Origin of the sequence: Mesorhizobium neociceri, assembly GCF_013520985.1 — a bacterium.
Classification (GTDB): Bacteria; Pseudomonadota; Alphaproteobacteria; order Rhizobiales; family Rhizobiaceae; genus Mesorhizobium; species Mesorhizobium neociceri.
Map to the genome: position 1 here is coordinate 131,042 of NZ_JACDTY010000014.1, position 16,666 is coordinate 147,707.

The following is a 16,666-nucleotide window of genomic DNA, read 5'->3' on the forward strand; positions in this document are numbered from 1 at the left end:
GCATGACATTTTGCGCTACGCGTTTCATTGCCAGTTTCGTGAATGGGCGGCCGCAAAGCTTGCAGCCCGGGGGAAGAGTCGATGAACAGGGGCGCTGACAGGCTGCTTGGACTGCTCTCGCTGGCTATCGGCGTGGTCTGCTTCGCCATACAGCGTCTGGCGCAGGGCGATGCGAGCATCGCGGCATCCTTTGCCTCCGTGCACCTGGTTGCCTTGTTCGCGGCCGGCGCGGTCTGTGTGATCGGGGCGCTGTTGTTCTTTGCCGGCCTGTTGCCGGGACGTCCGAACCAGCCGTCCGGAACACCGCTGTTCGGTCGGGCGGCCGAGGTGCAAAACCCCGGCAGGCCACGGCTGCGGAGAACCTTCCTGGTTCTGCCAGCGATTGTCGTTCTGGCGTTGCTGGCCGACCAGTTCGGTCCGCTGCGCGCATCCGGCCCGGGCGCTGAGGTAGCCGCCCCGAACGAACCCAAAGCCGGGCCGAAAGGCCAGGATGTCGCCGGGGTCCCGCCGGACTTGGCGACGCCGCCAGCTCCGCCGGTGCAGGCAGCCAAACCGCCGGAGCCGGCGCAGCCAGCGCCGCCGCCCATACCGGCGCAGCCACCCGAGGTCGCTGTTGCCCCGGCTGCCCCGCCACCGGAAGCTGCTCCGCCGCCGGCTCCGGCCATGCCACCCCAGGCCGCGCTTCCGGCTCCGCCCGAAACCGTCGCGCCATTGCCGCCCGCCGAGCCACCATTGCCGACTGAGCCCGACGGCCACCGCGATGCCGTCGTCTGGCTCGCCGTGTCTGCCGATGGCCGCGACATCATGAGTGCCAGCACCGACCACATGATCAAGCTCTGGGATATCGCCGGCAAGCGGCTGATCCGCAACCTCGGCGAGCACAAGGACATGGCGCGCACGGCGCTGTTCATGCCCGACGGCGCCACCGCGCTGACCGCCGGCGACGATGGCGAGATCGTGTTGCGAAAGCTCGCCGACGGCGCGGTGCTTCATGTCTTCTCGTCGGGCGCGAATGGCGGTGTCCGAAAACTGGCGATCAGCCGGGACGGTAAACGCGCCGTCAGCGGCCACGACACCGGCAACGTCATCGTCTGGGACCTGGTGAACAAGTCAGCGCTGCATGTGATGACCGGACATGACTGGCCGATCAGCACGGTGGCCATCTCGCCCGACGGCACGCGCGCGCTCAGCGGCTCCCTCGACGGCACGCTGAAATACTGGGACGTCGAAAGCGGCAAGCAATTGCGCAGCTGGCACGGTCACGAACAGGGCACTTACGGCGCCGTCTTCACCGCCGACGGCCATCACGCCATCACCGGCAGCGGCGACTACACGATCAAGCTCTGGGACCTCGACACCTTTAGGGAACTGCGCCGCTTCGAAGGCCACGAAGGCACGGTCTACACGCTCGCGCTGTCGGCCGACGGCAAGCGCCTGGCCTCCGGCTCGCTCGACGGCACGGCGCGACTGTGGGACGTCGACACCGGCAACCAAATCGCCATGTTCGACAGCCGCACCGGCCCGATCTACGCCGTCGCCTTCGCCCCCGACGGCACGCTGCTCACCGGCGGCGACGACCACACCATCAGGGACTGGCCGGCGACGGGCGGCGATAGCGAGATACTGTTCGCCGGCGCGCCGCAGTAGCGCGACGTCCAATGCTTTGGATATTCCAGAACAGCCTGGCTTGCGCTAAGGATTACTGGTGGCTGCAAATGGATTGGGGACCGTGAGCAACAACGACTGGCCGCCCAAAGTGGATACACCTGTCTACAGCCCGCCCAAGTCGCGTCGCCGAGGGGTCCTCACCGTCGTTCTGGGGTTGCTGGCCGTTTTTGTGCTGCTCGGTCCTGTCCGAAATTACTATGCGCAGTGGTCGGCGGCACAAAAGGGTGCAGCGGCTCTCCAGGCAAAGGATTATGCCGAGGTATTCCGTCAAATGAAGGTCATGGCGGACGCTGGCAATGTCGACGCACAAGGCCAACTTGGCGCGCTGTACTGGCGCGGCGAGGGCGTGGCGCAAAATGACGGCCAGGCGGTGTATTGGTGGAAGAAATCCGCCGATGGCGGCAATGCGGAAGCTATAGCCGCGCTGGGTCAAGCCTACTTTGCCGGCAGGGGCGTCGAAAAGGACAGTCGGCTTGCCGAGAGTTTTTCACGAAAGGCCGCCGACAAAGGCAACATCAATGGGCAGTACCAACTCGGTGTCTTGTACTGGCAAGGCCAGGGGGTGGCGCAAAGTTATGAGCAGGCTCTCTATTGGTGGCGCAAGGCGGCCGATAAGGGGAGCGGGGAAGCCGCATATTCTCTCGGCCAAGCCTATTTCAACGGCCAAGGGGTCGAAAGAAACGATCAACTGGCGTTGAAGTTCTCCCGGCAGTCAGCCGACACGGGCAATGCGAATGGTCAGTACACCGTCGGCGTCCTGTATGCGCAGGGCCGCGGCGTTGCGCAAAGCTATGAGCAGGCTGTCTCCTGGTGGCGCAAGGCGGCTGATCAAGGAAACGCGGAGGCCGCTTTCTGTCTCGGCCGTGCCTACTATCTCGGTCAAGGCCGCACGAAGGATGATCAGGCCGCCGTAATGTGGGTGAAAAAGGCGGCCGATGCCGGCGAGCCGAATGCCCAGGCCCTGCTGGGCACCTTGTATTCGCGGGGGCACGGCGTTGGTCAGGATGACCGTCTTGCATTCGAATGGTGGATGAAGGCCGCAACCGCCGGTCTGGCGGAAGCCCAATACGCGGTGGCGGCTGCATATGGTCAGGGAAAAGGAACAGCCAGGGACGACAGCCAGACATTTGCGTGGATGAACAAGGCTGCCAATCAGGGCTTTGTGTTCGCTCAGTCGAATCTGGGCGGATATTATTCGATGGGCCAAGGCGTCGCGAAGAGCGCCGACCAGGCGGTCTATTGGTGGCGCAAGGCCGCGGAAGCGGGGAATGCCGAAGCCGGTGCCAATCTGGCCCGGGCGTATTCCCTCGGCGAAGGCGTCGGGCGGGACGATGCGTTGGCCGCGACTTGGGCACAAAAGGCTTCCGACGGTGGAAATGCCGACGCTCAGTACCTGCTTGGCGTCTTTTACCACGAGGGCCACGGCGTTGCGCAAGACAATGATCTTGCCTTCCAATGGTGGATGAAGGCCGCCCTCAAAGGTCATGTGGTCGCGCAGTACAATGTCGGGGTCGTGTATCGGGACGGGCAAGGCGTTGGGAAGGATGAGAGGCAGGCATTCGACTGGCTGAGCAAGGCGGCCGACAAGGGCAATGACCTTGCGCAGGTCGCTCTCGGTGGGCTGTATTGGGATGGTATGGGAGTAACGAAGGACCCCGTTCAGGCGGCAGGGCTCTGGCGCAAAGCCGCCGACCAGGGCAATGCCTTCGCGCAGAAAGCGCTGGGCACAGCCTATTCCGAGGGTGTCGGCGTTGCGCAAAGCGGTGCGGATGCGGCGGCCTGGTGGTTCAAGGCGGCGCGGCAGGGAAATGTCGATGCCCAGCTCAGTTTGGCCTATGCCTCGGCCAACGGCGTAGGCATTACAAGAGACGACAAGGCTGCTGAGTCCTGGTGGCTGGAAGCAGCAAGGGCCGGCAATGTCGATGCCGAGTTCAGTCTGGGCTCGCTCTATTACCGCGGCATCGGTGGGAAGCCAAACTACGAGGAAGCTGGCAAATGGTTTCTCAAGGCTGCGGCCCACGGTAATTCCAGCGCCAAGACCTTTCTCGACCTGATGAAGGAAAACGGCCAGTTCGACAGCAAGACGCTATGAGCTGAGTGCTCAAGCAACGCTGGCGATAGCCGGCGACCAAGTGAGCGCCGCATCGGCAGCTTCGTTCAATCCCGAGCCTGGACCGGCTCCGGATGGCGCAGAAATGTGAGCGGTCCAGGCAAGGTCGTGTCATATAACGGACATCGGCAGCGGATACCAAAAACTGTCTTTTATCAGTCAATTTTGGAGGTCACTTATGCTTCGCCCCCTCATCGCGCTTGCCGTTACGACAAGTCTTGCCAGCGCTGCTGGTGCAGCCACGATCTATCCTCTCGACCGCGCCACGATCCTCGCCCAATCTCCCTTCGACCTGAAGGTCGAGTTCGACAAGGTCGTCACCCCAGACCAAGTCACGGTGACGATCAACGGCAAGCCGGTCGAAGAGGTCCTCGGCAAGAAGGTCGAGTTCGTGGAGAAGGAAGAGGGGGTCGATGCCTCCGCCATTTTGATCCGCGCCGCCAGCATCGCCCAGCCCGGCACCTATGAGATCGAAGCCAAGGCCGGCGATGAGACCAAGTCCGTCAAATGGGAGGTGTTCGGAACCTCTGCGACGCCGCGCGCCAGGAACGTCATCTTCCTGCTCGGCGACGGCATGTCGGTTGCGCACCGCACCGGCGCGCGGATCATGTCCAAGGGCATGACCGAAGGCAAGGCGAACGGCCGGCTCAACATGGACGATCTCGACCATATGGCCTTTATCGGCACGTCGTCGACCAACGCCATCGCCACCGACAGCGCCAACACCATGTCGGCCTACATGACCGGTCACAAGACGGCGGTGAACGCGCTCGGCGTCTATGCCGACCGCACCAAGCCGAGCCAGGATGACCCGAAGGTCGAGACCATCGCCGAGGCTTTGCGGCGCACCGGCAAGAAGTCGATCGGCGTCGTCTCGACGGCCGAGGTCGAGGACGCCACCCCGGCAGCAGTCGTCTCTCATACCCGCAGCCGCGGCGACAAGGCCGACATCGTCGGCATGTTCTACCAGACGCAGCCCGAAATCATTCTCGGCGGCGGCTCCGCCTATTTCCTGCCGCAGAGCACGGCTGGCTCCAAGCGCAAGGACGACACCGACTACATCGCGAAATTCCGCGATGCCGGATACGCGCTTGCCACCGACAAGACCGAACTCGAGGCCGCGTCCAAGACCAACACCGGCAAGATCCTCGGCCTGTTCCACACCGGCAACATGGATGTCACGCTCGACCGCGATTTCCTTAAGAAGGGCACCGTGGAAACCTTCCCCAATCAGCCGGGTCTGGTCGAAATGACCAATGTTGCGCTCGGCGAACTGTCGAAGAATCCGGAAGGCTTCTTCCTGATGGTCGAAGGCGCCTCGATCGACAAGATGTCGCATCCGATGGACTGGGAGCGCTCCATGGTCGAGGTCATCGAGTTCGACAAGGCAGTTGGAGCCGCCGTGGAATTCGCCAAGACCCATCCCGATACGATGATCGTCGTCACCGGCGACCATACCCACAGCGTCTCCATCGTCGGCACCATCGACGACAACAAGCCAGGCCCCGACATGCGCGACAAGGTCGGCACCTACGCCGACGCCGGCTTCCCGAACTACGAGGACAAGAACAACGACGGCTACCCCGATAGCGTCGATGTCTCGCGCCGCCTGGCAATCTTCGGCGCCAACTTCCCGGACTACTACGAGACGTTCCGCCCGAAGCTCGACGGCCCGTTCGTGCCGGCGGTGCAGAACGAGAGCAAGCAGTATGTCGCCAACGAGAAGTACAAGGACGTGCCCGGCGCCGTGCTGCGCATCGGCAATCTGCCGAAGTCGGCCGATAGCGCGGTCCATGCCGTCGATGACGTCGTGTTGCAGGCCACCGGCCCAGGCGCGGAAGGGTTCAAGGGCTACATGGAGGAGAGCGACGTCTACAAGGTCCTTGCCGATGCGCTCGGACTGGCGCCGGCGACGAACTGAGCCGCGCAGTCTATGATGATCCCGGCGGCTCCATCCGGCGCTTGCGGATGGAGCGGGCAGGGACGATGGTTCGGGCGCTGACGGTGCCCGTGCCGGTCGACAAGGGAATGGCAATCATGGAGTGCAGACCGATCACCCGTCGCGGCATGCTGCTCGGTTCGGCTACGCTCTGTCTTGCGGCGGCTCTGCGCGGCGCGTCGGCCGCGTCCTCGCCGCTCACCTTCGATGACCTCTACGCCAAGATCGGCGTGCTCGGCATGAGCTTTTCCGACAAGGTCAAGATGCTTGCCGGCCAGAACGTCACCATGCAGGGTTTCATGGCGCCGCCGCTCAAGGCCGAGGCGAAATTCTTCGTCCTGACCGAGATACCGATGGCGCTGTGTCCGTTCTGCTCGTCCGACGCCGACTGGCCGGACAACATCGTCGTCATCTATCTTGACCAGGCGCAAACCTTCGAACAGGCCAACGCCCTCATTGAAGTGGGAGGCAGACTGGAAGTCGGCTCGTGGACCGATCCGGAAACCGGCTTCGTCAGCCTTTTGCGCATCGTCGACGCGCATTTCCAGCGGGCGTAGCGATCATGCTCGGCCTGTCCATGCGCGATTTGCGGGTCTCCTTCCGCGACCTTGAGAAGCCGGCGCTGGCCGTGCCTGCGCTGGACATCAGGCCCGGCGAAAAAGTCGCCGTGACCGGGCCTTCGGGATCGGGCAAGACGACGTTCATCAACATCGTGACCGGGTTGGAAAGGACACGCCACGGTTCGGTGCGCTGGAGCGATACCGAGCTTTCCAGCCTCTCCGAAGCCAGGCGCGACCGCTGGCGTTCCGCCCATGTCGGCCTGGTCATGCAGGAGTTCTACCTCTGCCCCGGCCTGTCGGCGCTGGAAAACGTGCTGTTGCCCGGCCGATTGTCGAGGGTCCGCCCGGTGGCCGAGTTGAAGGCGGAAGGATTGCGGCTGCTCGAACGGGTCGAAATCTCGCGTCCGGGACAGCCGGTCGAGACCATGTCGCGCGGGCAGATGCAGCGGGTCGCCGTTGCCCGGGCGCTGGTCACAAGACCGGCCATTGTCGTCGCCGACGAGCCGACCGCCAGCCTCGACGCGGATGCCGGAATTGCGGTGGCGAACCTATTGCTGCAATTGGCCGGCGAGGCGGGAACCACCCTCATCGTCGCGAGTCATGAAAAACGGCTCATAGAAAGGCTGGATCGGATGATCCGTTTGGAAGCCGGTCAGGTGACGCGCGATACCGGCGCGTTGCAGGAGATGGCCGAGCGCGATGAAGCTTTCTGAGCTCGCCTTTGAAAATTTGGAAAAAAGGAAGTACCGATGCTCCGCTTCATCGCCGCGGATCTGAGGCGACACTGGATCGGCGTGGCCGCCGTGGCGCTGCTGATCGCGCTTGCCACCGCGCTCGGCGTTGCGGTGACGCTCAGTGAGCGGGCGCTGCGGCTGGGCAGCGCGCAGGCGGCTGATGCCTTCGACCTCGTGATCGGCGCGCCCGGCAGCGAAACGCAATTGGTGCTGTCCTCGGTGTTTCTGCAGGCGGCACCGCTGTCGCTGATGCCGGGCGATGTGCTGTCCGGTCTCGTCAGGGACAAGCGGGTGGCCTGGGCGGCGCCGGTCGGTTTCGGTGATTTCGTCGAAAACTTTCCGATCGTCGGAACCACACAGGCGCTGGTCGACGGATTGGGCGGTGTCTCCGAAGGCCGCACATTTACGCGACTTGGCGATGCGCTGGTCGGCGCCTCCGTGCCCAAAAGCGTCGGCGCCCGCTTTCATCCCGCGCACGGACAGCTGCATGCGGCAACCGAAATCCACAATGATTTCACCTATACGATTGTCGGCCGTCTCAGCCCCACCGGCACGGCCTGGGACCGGGCGATCATCGTTCCGATAGAGGCGGTGTGGCATGTTCATAAACACGAGAATGGCCGCGCTGGAATAGCAGCACTTGTCGAGCAGGTTGACGCAAAAGACGGGACTGAGCTGCACGGTTTCGATACGCCGATCAACCCCGAAGCCGTTCTCGATCCTTCGGCGCCTGGCCTGCCGGCCGTCCTGGTGAAGCCGCACACCATCGCCGACGCCTACAAGCTACGCCAGCAATATCGCAGCGACCGCACGCTGGCGGTCTTTCCCGGCGAAGTGCTGACCCGGCTTTACGGTACGCTCGGCGATGCCCGGCGCATCCTGTCCGTGGTGGCGGCCGGCGCGCAGTTCCTCGTCGCGGCGGCAATCCTTCTGGTCGTCATCGTCCATGTTCTGCAGCGACGGCACCAGATCGGCGCCTTGCGCGCCTTCGGAGCGCCGCGCCAGGTGGTGTTTGGGATCGTCTGGGTGGAAACGTTCGTCATCGTCGGCGCCGGCGTCCTGCTCGGCTTCCTCTTCGGCTATCTGGCAGCCCGGACGATCGCGCATGCGATGGCCGAGACCAGCGGTTTCGCTATGCCGGTGACGTTCCGCATCGAGGATATGCGCTCAGTGCTGATCCTGCTTGTCGTGGCGGGCCTAGCCGCGGTGGTGCCGTCGATCCTCGCCTATCGGCAATCGCCGGCGCAGGCGCTGAGGAACTGAAACCGGGTTGGCGACGCTGCCGATCTCCCCCCTTGTGGGGGAGATGTCCGGCAGGACAGAGGGGGGCGCGAAGGATCGCGACCTCCGATGAAGTTTCGCGCTATCCGACATGCAATTTCGATGTGACGTTATCCGGTTTTATCGAGAGGCTGGCGGGACAGCGCCCCCCTCTGGCCTGCCGGCCATCTCCCCCACGAGGGGGGAGATCAGCAGCTTCGTTGTCATGCCGCCGTTTGAGGCGTGACACTTGCATCGCCCGATGCCAAGACTCTTGTGCCGCTGCACCTTGAGTATACCATGCCCGACCTACACCTCGTCGAAGCCTCGATCACCGACCTGCGCCATGCGTTGGAGGCGGGCACTGTCACTAGCGTCGAGCTGGTCGGCGCATATCTGCGGCGCATTGCGCATTACGACCGCCATGGCATTGCGCTGAATGCCGTGCCCGTGCTCAATGCCAAAATGTTCGAGGAGGCAGCCGCCTCCGATCTGCGCCGCCGCAATGGTGCTGTGCTCGGGCCGCTCGACGGCATCCCTTACACTGCCAAGGACAGTTACAAGGTCAAGGGCATGACGGTGGCGGCCGGCTCGCCGGCCTTCGAGCATCTCGTCGCCAATGAGGACGCCTTTACCATCGCGTGCCTCAGGGTCGGCGGCGCGGTGCTGATCGGGCTGACCAACATGCCGCCTATGGCCAATGGCGGCATGCAGCGCGGCGTCTATGGCCGCGCTGAAAGCCCCTACAATGCCGATTACCTGACCGCCGCCTTCGCCTCCGGCTCGTCCAACGGTTCGGGCACGGCGACTGCCGCCAGCTTCGCTGCCTTTGGGCTGGGCGAGGAGACGTGGTCGTCGGGGCGGGCGCCGGCCTCGAACAATGCGCTGGTCGCCTACACACCGTCGCGCGGTGTCATTTCGGTCAGGGGCAACTGGCCGCTGGTGCCGACCATGGATGTGGTGGTGCCACACACGCGCGGCATGGCCGACATGCTCGGACTGCTCGACATGATCGTCGCCGACGATGACGAGACGCGCGGCGATTTCTGGCGCGTGCAGCCCTGGGTGCCGATCCCGAAAAGCGCCGATCTCAGGCCGCCACGCTACGCCGCGCTCAAACTGGAAGGCTCGCTGAAGGGCAAGCGTCTCGGCGTGCCGAAAATGTATATCGGCCGCGATGGCGAGGCGACAAAGCCCATCGAGACCTGCGCCTCGGTGCTCGACCTTTGGCGGCAGGCGGCGGGCGATCTCGAAAAACTCGGCGCCGAAGTGGTCGAGGTCGATTTCCCCGTCGTCTCCAATTACGAACGCGACCGCCCGGGTGCGCAAAACATGGTCGAGCGCGGGCTGGTGCCGGAAGCCTTCGCCGAGCGCGAAATCTGGGATCTCTGCATCTGGGGCTGGGACGATTTTCTGCGCGCCAATGCCGATCCCGCCATCCCTGATCTGGCTTCGGTCGACGGCCCAAAAATTTTCCCGCAGCCGCCGGGCACGCTGCCCGACCGCTATGGCAATGACGGTTTCGATCTCGCCGACTATGTCACCCGTGCGAAACAGGGCGTGACGCCCTTCCGCGACATTCCCGAGATGGAAGACGGGCTGAAGGGACTAGAGGCAACGCGGCGCCTGGATTTCGAGGACTGGCTGGACGAGAACCGGCTCGACGCGGTGGTGCTGCCGGCGGTCGCCGATGTTGGACCGGCCGATGCAGATGTCGACGAGGCTGCGGCGGACCTTGCCTGGCGCAATGGTACCTGGGTTGCCAACGGCAATCTGGTGTGGCGCCATCTCGGCATCCCCACCGTCACCGTGCCGATGGGCACGATGGCCGATATCGGCATGCCGGTCGGGCTGACGTTTGCCGGCAAGGCCTATGACGATGTGAACCTGCTACGCTTGGCCGGCGACTACGAGCGCGCCACCCAACGCCGCACCAGCCCGCCGCGCACGCCGGCGCTGGCGGATGATGTGTTTGCGGAACGCGGTGGCTCGCGGGCCAGCGATACGCCGCCGTTGACGCTCACACTTGCCGCCGAGACGAGGCTTCGGGGAGACCAGGCCGAGATCGTCGTAACGGTCGAACTCGATGCTGCGATCGACCCGGAAACGGTTGGCGTCAAGGTCCATGTCAATGGCGAACCCGTCGCCATACAGCAACGCGGCGGCCGCCTTTACGGCAGCATCCTGGTGCCAGCAGTCGAACATGAAAGATCCCACAGCGTCTGGCGCGGCGCCTACGGTTCGATCGTCACCGTCATCGTGCGGCTGGAGGATGGGCGAACCGCTGGTGGTTATGTGGTGACTGGTGGAATCGGGTGAGGCGGCGAAATAGCTGATCTCCCCCCTCGAGGGGGGAGATCGGCAACTCCACCGCTTGACCCATCTCCCTCGCGCGCTATCTTCGCGCCATGTCAAAAGCTCCCGCTCCCCTCATCGTCATCGATCTCCAGACCAACATGTTCGACGGGCGCGTCGAGCCGCCGATCCACGATGCGCCGGGTATCGCCGAGCGCACCCGTTCGCTGATCGACTGGGCGCGACGCGAGGGCCGCAAGGTCGCTTTCATCAGGCATGACGGGCCGGCCGGCGATCCGCTGGCGCCGGGCGAGCCGGGCTGGCCGGTATGGCCGGAACTCGGCCAGGCCAAGGACGAGCCGACATTCTCCAAGACCGTCCGCAATGCCTTCTCGAATGCCGAGCTTGGCGCGTGGGTGGCCGGGCAGGGGGCTGGCGAGGTCGTGCTCGCCGGCGCCCAAACCGATTTCTGCATCGCTGGCACCGTCAAGGGCGCCTTGGCCGAAGGCCTCGCCGTCATCGTGGTTTCCGACGCGCATTCGACGCTGGACACGCTCGACGCAACCGCCGCCGAGATCATCGCTCGACACAATGCGGCCTTTGCTAAGGACGGCGCCACGCTGGTGACGACGCAGGCGCTGACCGAAGCCTGACGCACGCCAACCGCACGGAAGACTGGGAGAGTTGTCTTGCCAACCCTGACCTTGCCGGCCGAAGGCGGCTGCCGCTGCGGACGTGTGCGGCTCAAGATCTCCGCCGCACCGCTTTTGACCATGGCCTGCCATTGCACCGGCTGCCAGCGCATGTCGGCCAGCGCCTATTCGCTGAGCGCCGCCATTCCCTCGGATGGGTTCGAAATCACGCAGGGCGAGCCGGTGATCGGCGGGCTGCACGGCGCCTCGCGCCACTATTTCTGCCCGCATTGCATGAGCTGGATGTTTACGCGGCCCGAAGAGCTCGACTGGTTCGTCAATCTGCGTCCGACCATGCTCGACGAACCCGGCTGGTTCACGCCGTTCATCGAGACATGGACCAGCGAGAAACTGCCCTGGGCGGAGACGCCGGCGGTGCACAGCTACGCTGCGCTGCCGGCGTTCGAGGAGTATGAGGGGCTGGTGGCGGAGTATGCGGGACGCTGAAGGCTGAGCGCTTTACCTTCTCCCCTTGTGGGAGAAGGTGGCCTCGCGAAGCGAGGTCGGATGAGGGGTGCTCCAGCTTGACGCACACATCTGCATTCGCTCCCTGGCAGCAGGAACACCAACGCCTCACTTCGCTGGAACACCCCTCATCCGTCTCGGCGCTAAAGCGCCGATCCACCTTCTCCCACAAGGGGAGAAGGTAAGAGCGCAGCGTCTGCAAAAATTTCCATCGAATCGATTGCGCAAACGTTTCGATCACCCTAAGCTCCCCGAAAATCCGCCATCAGAGCGGACGGGAAACGCATAGGGAGGAGCGCTTGCAGGCGCTGAATTGTCTTGCCGACAATGGCTGAGGTGGCGCGGCGCGCCGGCGTGTCGGTGTCGACTGTTTCGCATGTCGTCAACAACACGCGCTTCGTTTCGCTGGAGAAGGCGAAGCTGATCAACGACGCCATTGCCGCCATGGGCTATCAGCCCAACGAGCTGGCGCGGTCGCTGAAAGCATCGACCACCAACAGTGTCGGCCTGGCGATCTCGGCGATCTCCAATCCCTATTTCACCGACATCATCTGTGCGGTCGAGGCCGAATGCGCGCGCCTCGGCCTGATGGTCTTTCTCTCCGACACGCAGGAAGACCCCGACCGCGAACTGCAAGTGGTGCGCGCCTTCCACCAGCGCCGCGTCGACGGTGTCATCCTGGCGCCGTCGGGCTCGCCGCAACGGGCCATCGACTATCTCGCCGACAAAAAAGTGCCGTGCGTTTTGATCGACCGTTTCGCCGATGACCGCTTCGACCAGATCGGCGTCGAGAACGACACCGCGATGCGCGCGCTGATCGACCATGTCGCTTCCTTCGGCCATAAGCGCATCGGCTATATCGCCGGCCAGCCCGGACTGGCGACGACGCGCGAGCGCATCGAGGCGTTCCACGCTTCGCTCGCCGCCAATGGACTTGAGAGCCTGCCGCACTATGTCTCGCCGGAGAATGTCGACACGGCGGCGGCGACCGCATCCACCCACGCCATCCTGTCGCTGCCTCAGCCGCCAACAGCATTGGTCACCGGCAACAACATGACGACGATCGGAGCCGTCCGCGCCATCCGCGAAAAGGGTCTAATCATCCCGCGCGATCTGTCGCTGGTCGGCTTCGACGATTTCGAATGGGCCGACTGTTTCGAGCCCAGGCTGACGCTGATCGAGCAGCCCTGCACCGAGATCGGCCGCCAGGCGGCGGCGCTGCTCAGCGCCCGCATCGCGTCGACCGCGTCCGCGCCGCGCTCGGTGCGGCTGCAGGCGACGCTGCAGGCGCGCGCCTCCTGCGGGAGGCCGAAATGAGCGCGCCGCTTCTGGTGATGACCGGCGCCGTCAAACGCTTCGGCGGCGTGCAGGCGTTGCGCGGTGTCGACTTCGACCTCAAGGCGGGCGAGATCCACGCTTTGCTCGGCGAGAACGGCGCCGGCAAGTCGACGCTGATGAACCTTTTGTCGGGCGTCTACATGCCGGACGAAGGCACGATCGAGATCGACGGCAAACCGGTGCGCTTCAACAACCCGCGCGAGGCGCAAGCCGCGGGCATCGCCACCATCTTCCAGGAGCTCGACCTGGTGCCGTCGCTCGACGTCGCGGCCAATCTCTTCCTCGGCCGCGAGCTGATGCGTCCGGGCGGCTTCCTCGACGTGCCGGCGATGCGCCGCGAGGCGAAGAAGCGGCTGGAAGCGATCGAGATCGCCATCGATCCAGGGGCGATGGTGGCGGACCTGTCGATCGGCCAGCGGCAAGTGGTGGCGATCGTCAAGGCGCTGTCCTACGCCTCGCGCGTGCTGATCATGGACGAGCCGACGGCGGCACTCACTGTCGGCGAGGTCGAGCGGCTGTTCGACATCATGCGCAAGCTCGCCGCCACAGGCGTCGGCATCGTCTACATCTCGCACCGGCTGGAGGAAGTGCCGGGTATTGCCGACCGGGTGACGGTGATGCGCGATGGCCGCGTTGCCGGCATCACCGAGCCACACGCGCCGCAGGCCGAACTGGTGCGGCTGCTGGTCGGGCGTCCGCTCGACGAGCTCTATCCCCAGCGTTCCAAGGCCGCAGGAAAACCGCTGCTCAGCCTGCGCGATGCGAGCTTCCGGCTCGCCCGCGACAGCGCCGGCTGGCAGGCGCCGATAGGCGTGTCGCTCGATGTCCATGAAGGCGAGATCGTCGGTCTCGCCGGCATCATGGGGGCAGGGCGCACCGAGCTGTTGTCCGCGCTCTACGGCACCGGCCTGTCCGGCCGCTGGGAAGGCGAGGTCGCCATATCGGGCCGGCCGGTAAAGCTTGATTCCATCAGCGCTGCCCGCCACGCGGGCATCGCCTTCGTAACCGACGACCGCAGGGGCTCAGGCCTGATGCTGCGCATGGCCGTTGGCCTCAATCTTGTCATGTCGGTCATCCGTCGCATCTCGCCGGCAGGCCTGATGTCGCCAAGCCGGCAGGCCGAGGCGGTCAAACAATCTTTCGGCCAGTTCGATATCCGCCCGAAGAACCCGGATATCGCGGTCGGCGCGTTGTCGGGCGGCAACCAGCAGAAGGTGGTGCTGGCGAAAGAAATCCTCGGCAACCCGCGCCTGCTTTTGCTCGACGAGCCGACACGCGGCGTCGATGTCGGCGCCAAGGGCGAGATTTACGCACGGCTGCGGGCGCTCGCGGCACAAGGGCTCGGCATATTGGTGGCGTCCAGCGAAATGCCGGAGCTGATCGGCCTGTGCGACCGCATCGTGGTGCTGCGCCAGGGGCGCAATGTGGCGGAATTCATGGGCGGCGTCGACGAGCACACGGTGCTGGCCGCGGCCAACGGCAGGGAGGCCTGATGTCTGAGGACAAGATTTCCGTGGCAGCGAGCCCAGTGACGGCGGCGCCCCAAAAACATCGCGACCCGCTGGCGCTCATCGTGCGCTTCCAGAGCCTGATCGGCCTGGTGCTGGTGGCGATCGGCGGCATCATCTTCTCGCCGCGCCGCCATGGCGAAATCCTGTTCCTCAATCCCGACAACATCGCCAACATCGTGCGCGCCGTGTCGGAGACCGGCATCATCGCCATCGGCATGACCTTCGTCATCATCACCGCCGGCATCGACCTTTCGGTCGGCGCGGTGCTGGGCCTCTCCAGTGTCGTCACCGCCTCGATGATGATCTCCGGCGGGTTCGGCCTCATACCCACCATTCTTGCCGTGCTCGCCCTGGGCATCGTCTTCGGCGCCATACAGGGCACCATCTCCACCCGCTTCCGGCTCGAACCGTTCATCGTCACCCTGGCCGGCCTGCAGGCCGCGCGCGGCCTGGCGCTGGTTGTCTCCGGCAATCAGTACATCAACATCTCCTATGGCGACGGGCCGGGCCTGGCGCCGCCGGTCTTCGCCGTGCTGGGCGAGCGCCTGTTCAACAACACCGTGCCGGTGGCCACGCTGGTCTTCATCGTCTTTGCGGCGATCGCCACCATCGTCCTCAACACCACGCGCTTCGGCCGCTATGTCTTTGCCGTCGGCGGCAATGAGCGCGCCGCGCGCATTTCCGGCGTGCCGGTGTCGATGGTGAAAATTTCGGTCTATGCCATCACTGGTTTTGCTGCGGCGCTCGCCGGCATCGTGCATGCCGGCCAGTTCAATTTCGGCAGCGCCAATGACGGCATGGGCTATGAGCTGACAGCCATCGCCGCCGTGGTCATCGGCGGCACCAGCCTGTTCGGCGGCGCCGGCTCCATGGTTGGCACCGTCGCCGGCACCATCATGCTGGGCGCACTCGCCAACATCCTGCAGCTCAACAACATCACGCCCGCCATGCAGCTGCTCGCGACAGCCGCGATCATCGTTCTGGCGGCAGTGCTTCAATCCCTCGTTCGCCGCCGCGAGGGTTTGGGTCGTTAGGAGGAGACGGCGAAACGTCAACCAAGGTCTGGCCCCCCGGCCCGACGAGGAGGAGAGAGTAATGACAACGACTACAAGAGCATCGACCCTCAAGGCCGTGCTTCTGGCCGGCGCCGGCCTGTGCATTGCAGGCTCTGCCTATGCCGCCGACCCGATGGTGAAAGCATGCGCCAAGGACGGCCAGTTCATCATCGGCTTTTCGCAGGCCAACAATGCCGAGCCCTACCGCCAGCACGTCAATGACGAGCTGGAGGCGGCGGCCAAGGAAGTGCCTGGCTTCACGCTGCAGATCGCCGACGGCGCCGGCAACGTCAACACGCAGACCTCGCAGGTCGACAATTTCATCACCCAGAAGGTCGACATCCTGCTGATCTCGCCCTTCGAGGCTGCGCCGCTGACGCCGGCGGTGAAGCGCGCCATGGATGCCGGCATCCCGGTCATCGAGCTCGACCGCAAGACGGTCGGCGACCCTGGCAAGGACTACACCGCCTTCATCGGCGGCGACAATTTCAAGATCGCCGAGGAAGCCGGCAAATATACCGCCAAGACCCTGCTGCCCGATGGCGGCGAGGCAGCGGTGCTGGAGGGCCTGCCGAGCTCGACGCCGGCGGTGGAGCGGCTGAATGGCTTCAAGGAAGGCGTGAAGGGGAATGCGAAGATCCAGATCGTGGCCGAGCAGGCCGCCGACTGGGTGCCGGACAAAGCCCAGGTCGCCTTCGCCGCCATGCTGCAGGCGCACCCCGACATCAAGGTGCTCTACGCCTCCAACGACATGATGGCCGCCGGCGCGCTGCTCGCCGCCAAGGGCGCGGGCAAGGACGTCAAGATCATCGGCACCGACGGCCTGCCTGGCCCGGCCGGCGGCATCGAGGCCGTCGCCAAAGGCGACTGGGCCGCGACCTTCACCTACCCGACGGGTGCCAAGGAAGCGATCGAGATGTCGAAAAAGATCCTGCTCGACTGCGCGACGTCGGTGGACACGACCGTGACGGTGGAAACGACTGCGATCACGGCTGAGAATGCTAAGCAGATGATGGGGAAGTGAGGGGCGGGTAGAGCC

The 16,666-nt window shown here is 64.7% G+C and carries 13 protein-coding genes; all 13 read left to right on the forward strand.

Annotation, left to right across the window (positions count from 1 at the left end):
* The first annotated feature begins 81 nt into the window (after nucleotides 1-81).
* The gene (locus H0241_RS24815) at nucleotides 82-1,647 is read left to right on the forward strand and encodes a WD40 repeat domain-containing protein (RefSeq protein WP_181060463.1); all 1,566 of its coding nucleotides are present in this window, start codon (nucleotides 82-84) and stop codon (nucleotides 1,645-1,647) included.
* An 82-nt stretch (nucleotides 1,648-1,729) separates the two neighbouring features.
* Nucleotides 1,730-3,760, forward strand: coding sequence for an SEL1-like repeat protein (locus H0241_RS24820; RefSeq protein WP_181060464.1), 2,031 nt, complete (start codon nucleotides 1,730-1,732; stop codon nucleotides 3,758-3,760).
* Between the two features lie 196 nt (nucleotides 3,761-3,956).
* A complete protein-coding gene (locus H0241_RS24825) occupies nucleotides 3,957-5,699 on the forward strand; it encodes an alkaline phosphatase (protein ID WP_181060465.1) in 1,743 nt (580 codons plus the stop codon).
* A 116-nt stretch (nucleotides 5,700-5,815) separates the two neighbouring features.
* The gene (locus H0241_RS24830; RefSeq protein WP_181060514.1) at nucleotides 5,816-6,274 is read left to right on the forward strand and encodes a hypothetical protein; all 459 of its coding nucleotides are present in this window, start codon (nucleotides 5,816-5,818) and stop codon (nucleotides 6,272-6,274) included.
* 5 nt (nucleotides 6,275-6,279) lie between these two features.
* On the forward strand, nucleotides 6,280-6,990 hold the full coding sequence (locus H0241_RS24835; RefSeq protein WP_181060466.1) for an ABC transporter ATP-binding protein: 711 nt from the start codon (nucleotides 6,280-6,282) through the stop codon (nucleotides 6,988-6,990).
* Between the two features lie 36 nt (nucleotides 6,991-7,026).
* Complete coding sequence (locus H0241_RS24840; RefSeq protein WP_181060467.1) at nucleotides 7,027-8,274, forward strand: ABC transporter permease; 1,248 nt, start codon at nucleotides 7,027-7,029, stop codon at nucleotides 8,272-8,274.
* 297 nt (nucleotides 8,275-8,571) lie between these two features.
* Nucleotides 8,572-10,590: an amidase gene (locus tag H0241_RS24845; RefSeq protein ID WP_181060468.1), complete on the forward strand. Its 2,019-nt coding sequence runs from the start codon at nucleotides 8,572-8,574 to the stop codon at nucleotides 10,588-10,590.
* Between the two features lie 89 nt (nucleotides 10,591-10,679).
* Complete coding sequence (locus H0241_RS24850; protein ID WP_181060469.1) at nucleotides 10,680-11,219, forward strand: isochorismatase family protein; 540 nt, start codon at nucleotides 10,680-10,682, stop codon at nucleotides 11,217-11,219.
* Between the two features lie 36 nt (nucleotides 11,220-11,255).
* A complete protein-coding gene (locus H0241_RS24855) occupies nucleotides 11,256-11,705 on the forward strand; it encodes a GFA family protein (protein WP_181060470.1) in 450 nt (149 codons plus the stop codon).
* Between the two features lie 336 nt (nucleotides 11,706-12,041).
* Nucleotides 12,042-13,040 carry a LacI family DNA-binding transcriptional regulator gene (locus tag H0241_RS24860; protein ID WP_181060471.1) on the forward strand — a complete coding sequence of 333 codons (999 nt, stop codon included), beginning with the start codon at nucleotides 12,042-12,044 and terminating at the stop codon, nucleotides 13,038-13,040.
* Nucleotides 13,037-14,554 carry a sugar ABC transporter ATP-binding protein gene (locus tag H0241_RS24865; RefSeq protein WP_181060472.1) on the forward strand — a complete coding sequence of 506 codons (1,518 nt, stop codon included), beginning with the start codon at nucleotides 13,037-13,039 and terminating at the stop codon, nucleotides 14,552-14,554. The genes H0241_RS24860 and H0241_RS24865 overlap by 4 nt, the downstream gene beginning before the upstream one ends.
* Nucleotides 14,554-15,606, forward strand: coding sequence for an ABC transporter permease (locus H0241_RS24870; RefSeq protein WP_181060473.1), 1,053 nt, complete (start codon nucleotides 14,554-14,556; stop codon nucleotides 15,604-15,606). The genes H0241_RS24865 and H0241_RS24870 overlap by 1 nt, the downstream gene beginning before the upstream one ends.
* A gap of 61 nt (nucleotides 15,607-15,667) precedes the next feature.
* On the forward strand, nucleotides 15,668-16,651 hold the full coding sequence (locus H0241_RS24875) for a substrate-binding domain-containing protein (protein WP_181060474.1): 984 nt from the start codon (nucleotides 15,668-15,670) through the stop codon (nucleotides 16,649-16,651).
* The last annotated feature ends 15 nt before the right edge of the window (nucleotides 16,652-16,666 follow it).

Coding starts and splice junctions, on each gene's coding strand:
- H0241_RS24835 (WP_181060466.1), top strand. CDS start 6,280: ATGCTCGGCCTGTCCATGCGCGATTTGCGGGTCTCCTTCCGCGACCTT.
- H0241_RS24870 (WP_181060473.1), top strand. CDS start 14,554: ATGTCTGAGGACAAGATTTCCGTGGCAGCGAGCCCAGTGACGGCGGCG.
- H0241_RS24830 (WP_181060514.1), top strand. CDS start 5,816: ATGGAGTGCAGACCGATCACCCGTCGCGGCATGCTGCTCGGTTCGGCT.
- H0241_RS24825 (WP_181060465.1), top strand. CDS start 3,957: ATGCTTCGCCCCCTCATCGCGCTTGCCGTTACGACAAGTCTTGCCAGC.
- H0241_RS24850 (WP_181060469.1), top strand. CDS start 10,680: ATGTCAAAAGCTCCCGCTCCCCTCATCGTCATCGATCTCCAGACCAAC.
- H0241_RS24815 (WP_181060463.1), top strand. CDS start 82: ATGAACAGGGGCGCTGACAGGCTGCTTGGACTGCTCTCGCTGGCTATC.
- H0241_RS24875 (WP_181060474.1), top strand. CDS start 15,668: ATGACAACGACTACAAGAGCATCGACCCTCAAGGCCGTGCTTCTGGCC.
- H0241_RS24845 (WP_181060468.1), top strand. CDS start 8,572: ATGCCCGACCTACACCTCGTCGAAGCCTCGATCACCGACCTGCGCCAT.
- H0241_RS24840 (WP_181060467.1), top strand. CDS start 7,027: ATGCTCCGCTTCATCGCCGCGGATCTGAGGCGACACTGGATCGGCGTG.
- H0241_RS24865 (WP_181060472.1), top strand. CDS start 13,037: ATGAGCGCGCCGCTTCTGGTGATGACCGGCGCCGTCAAACGCTTCGGC.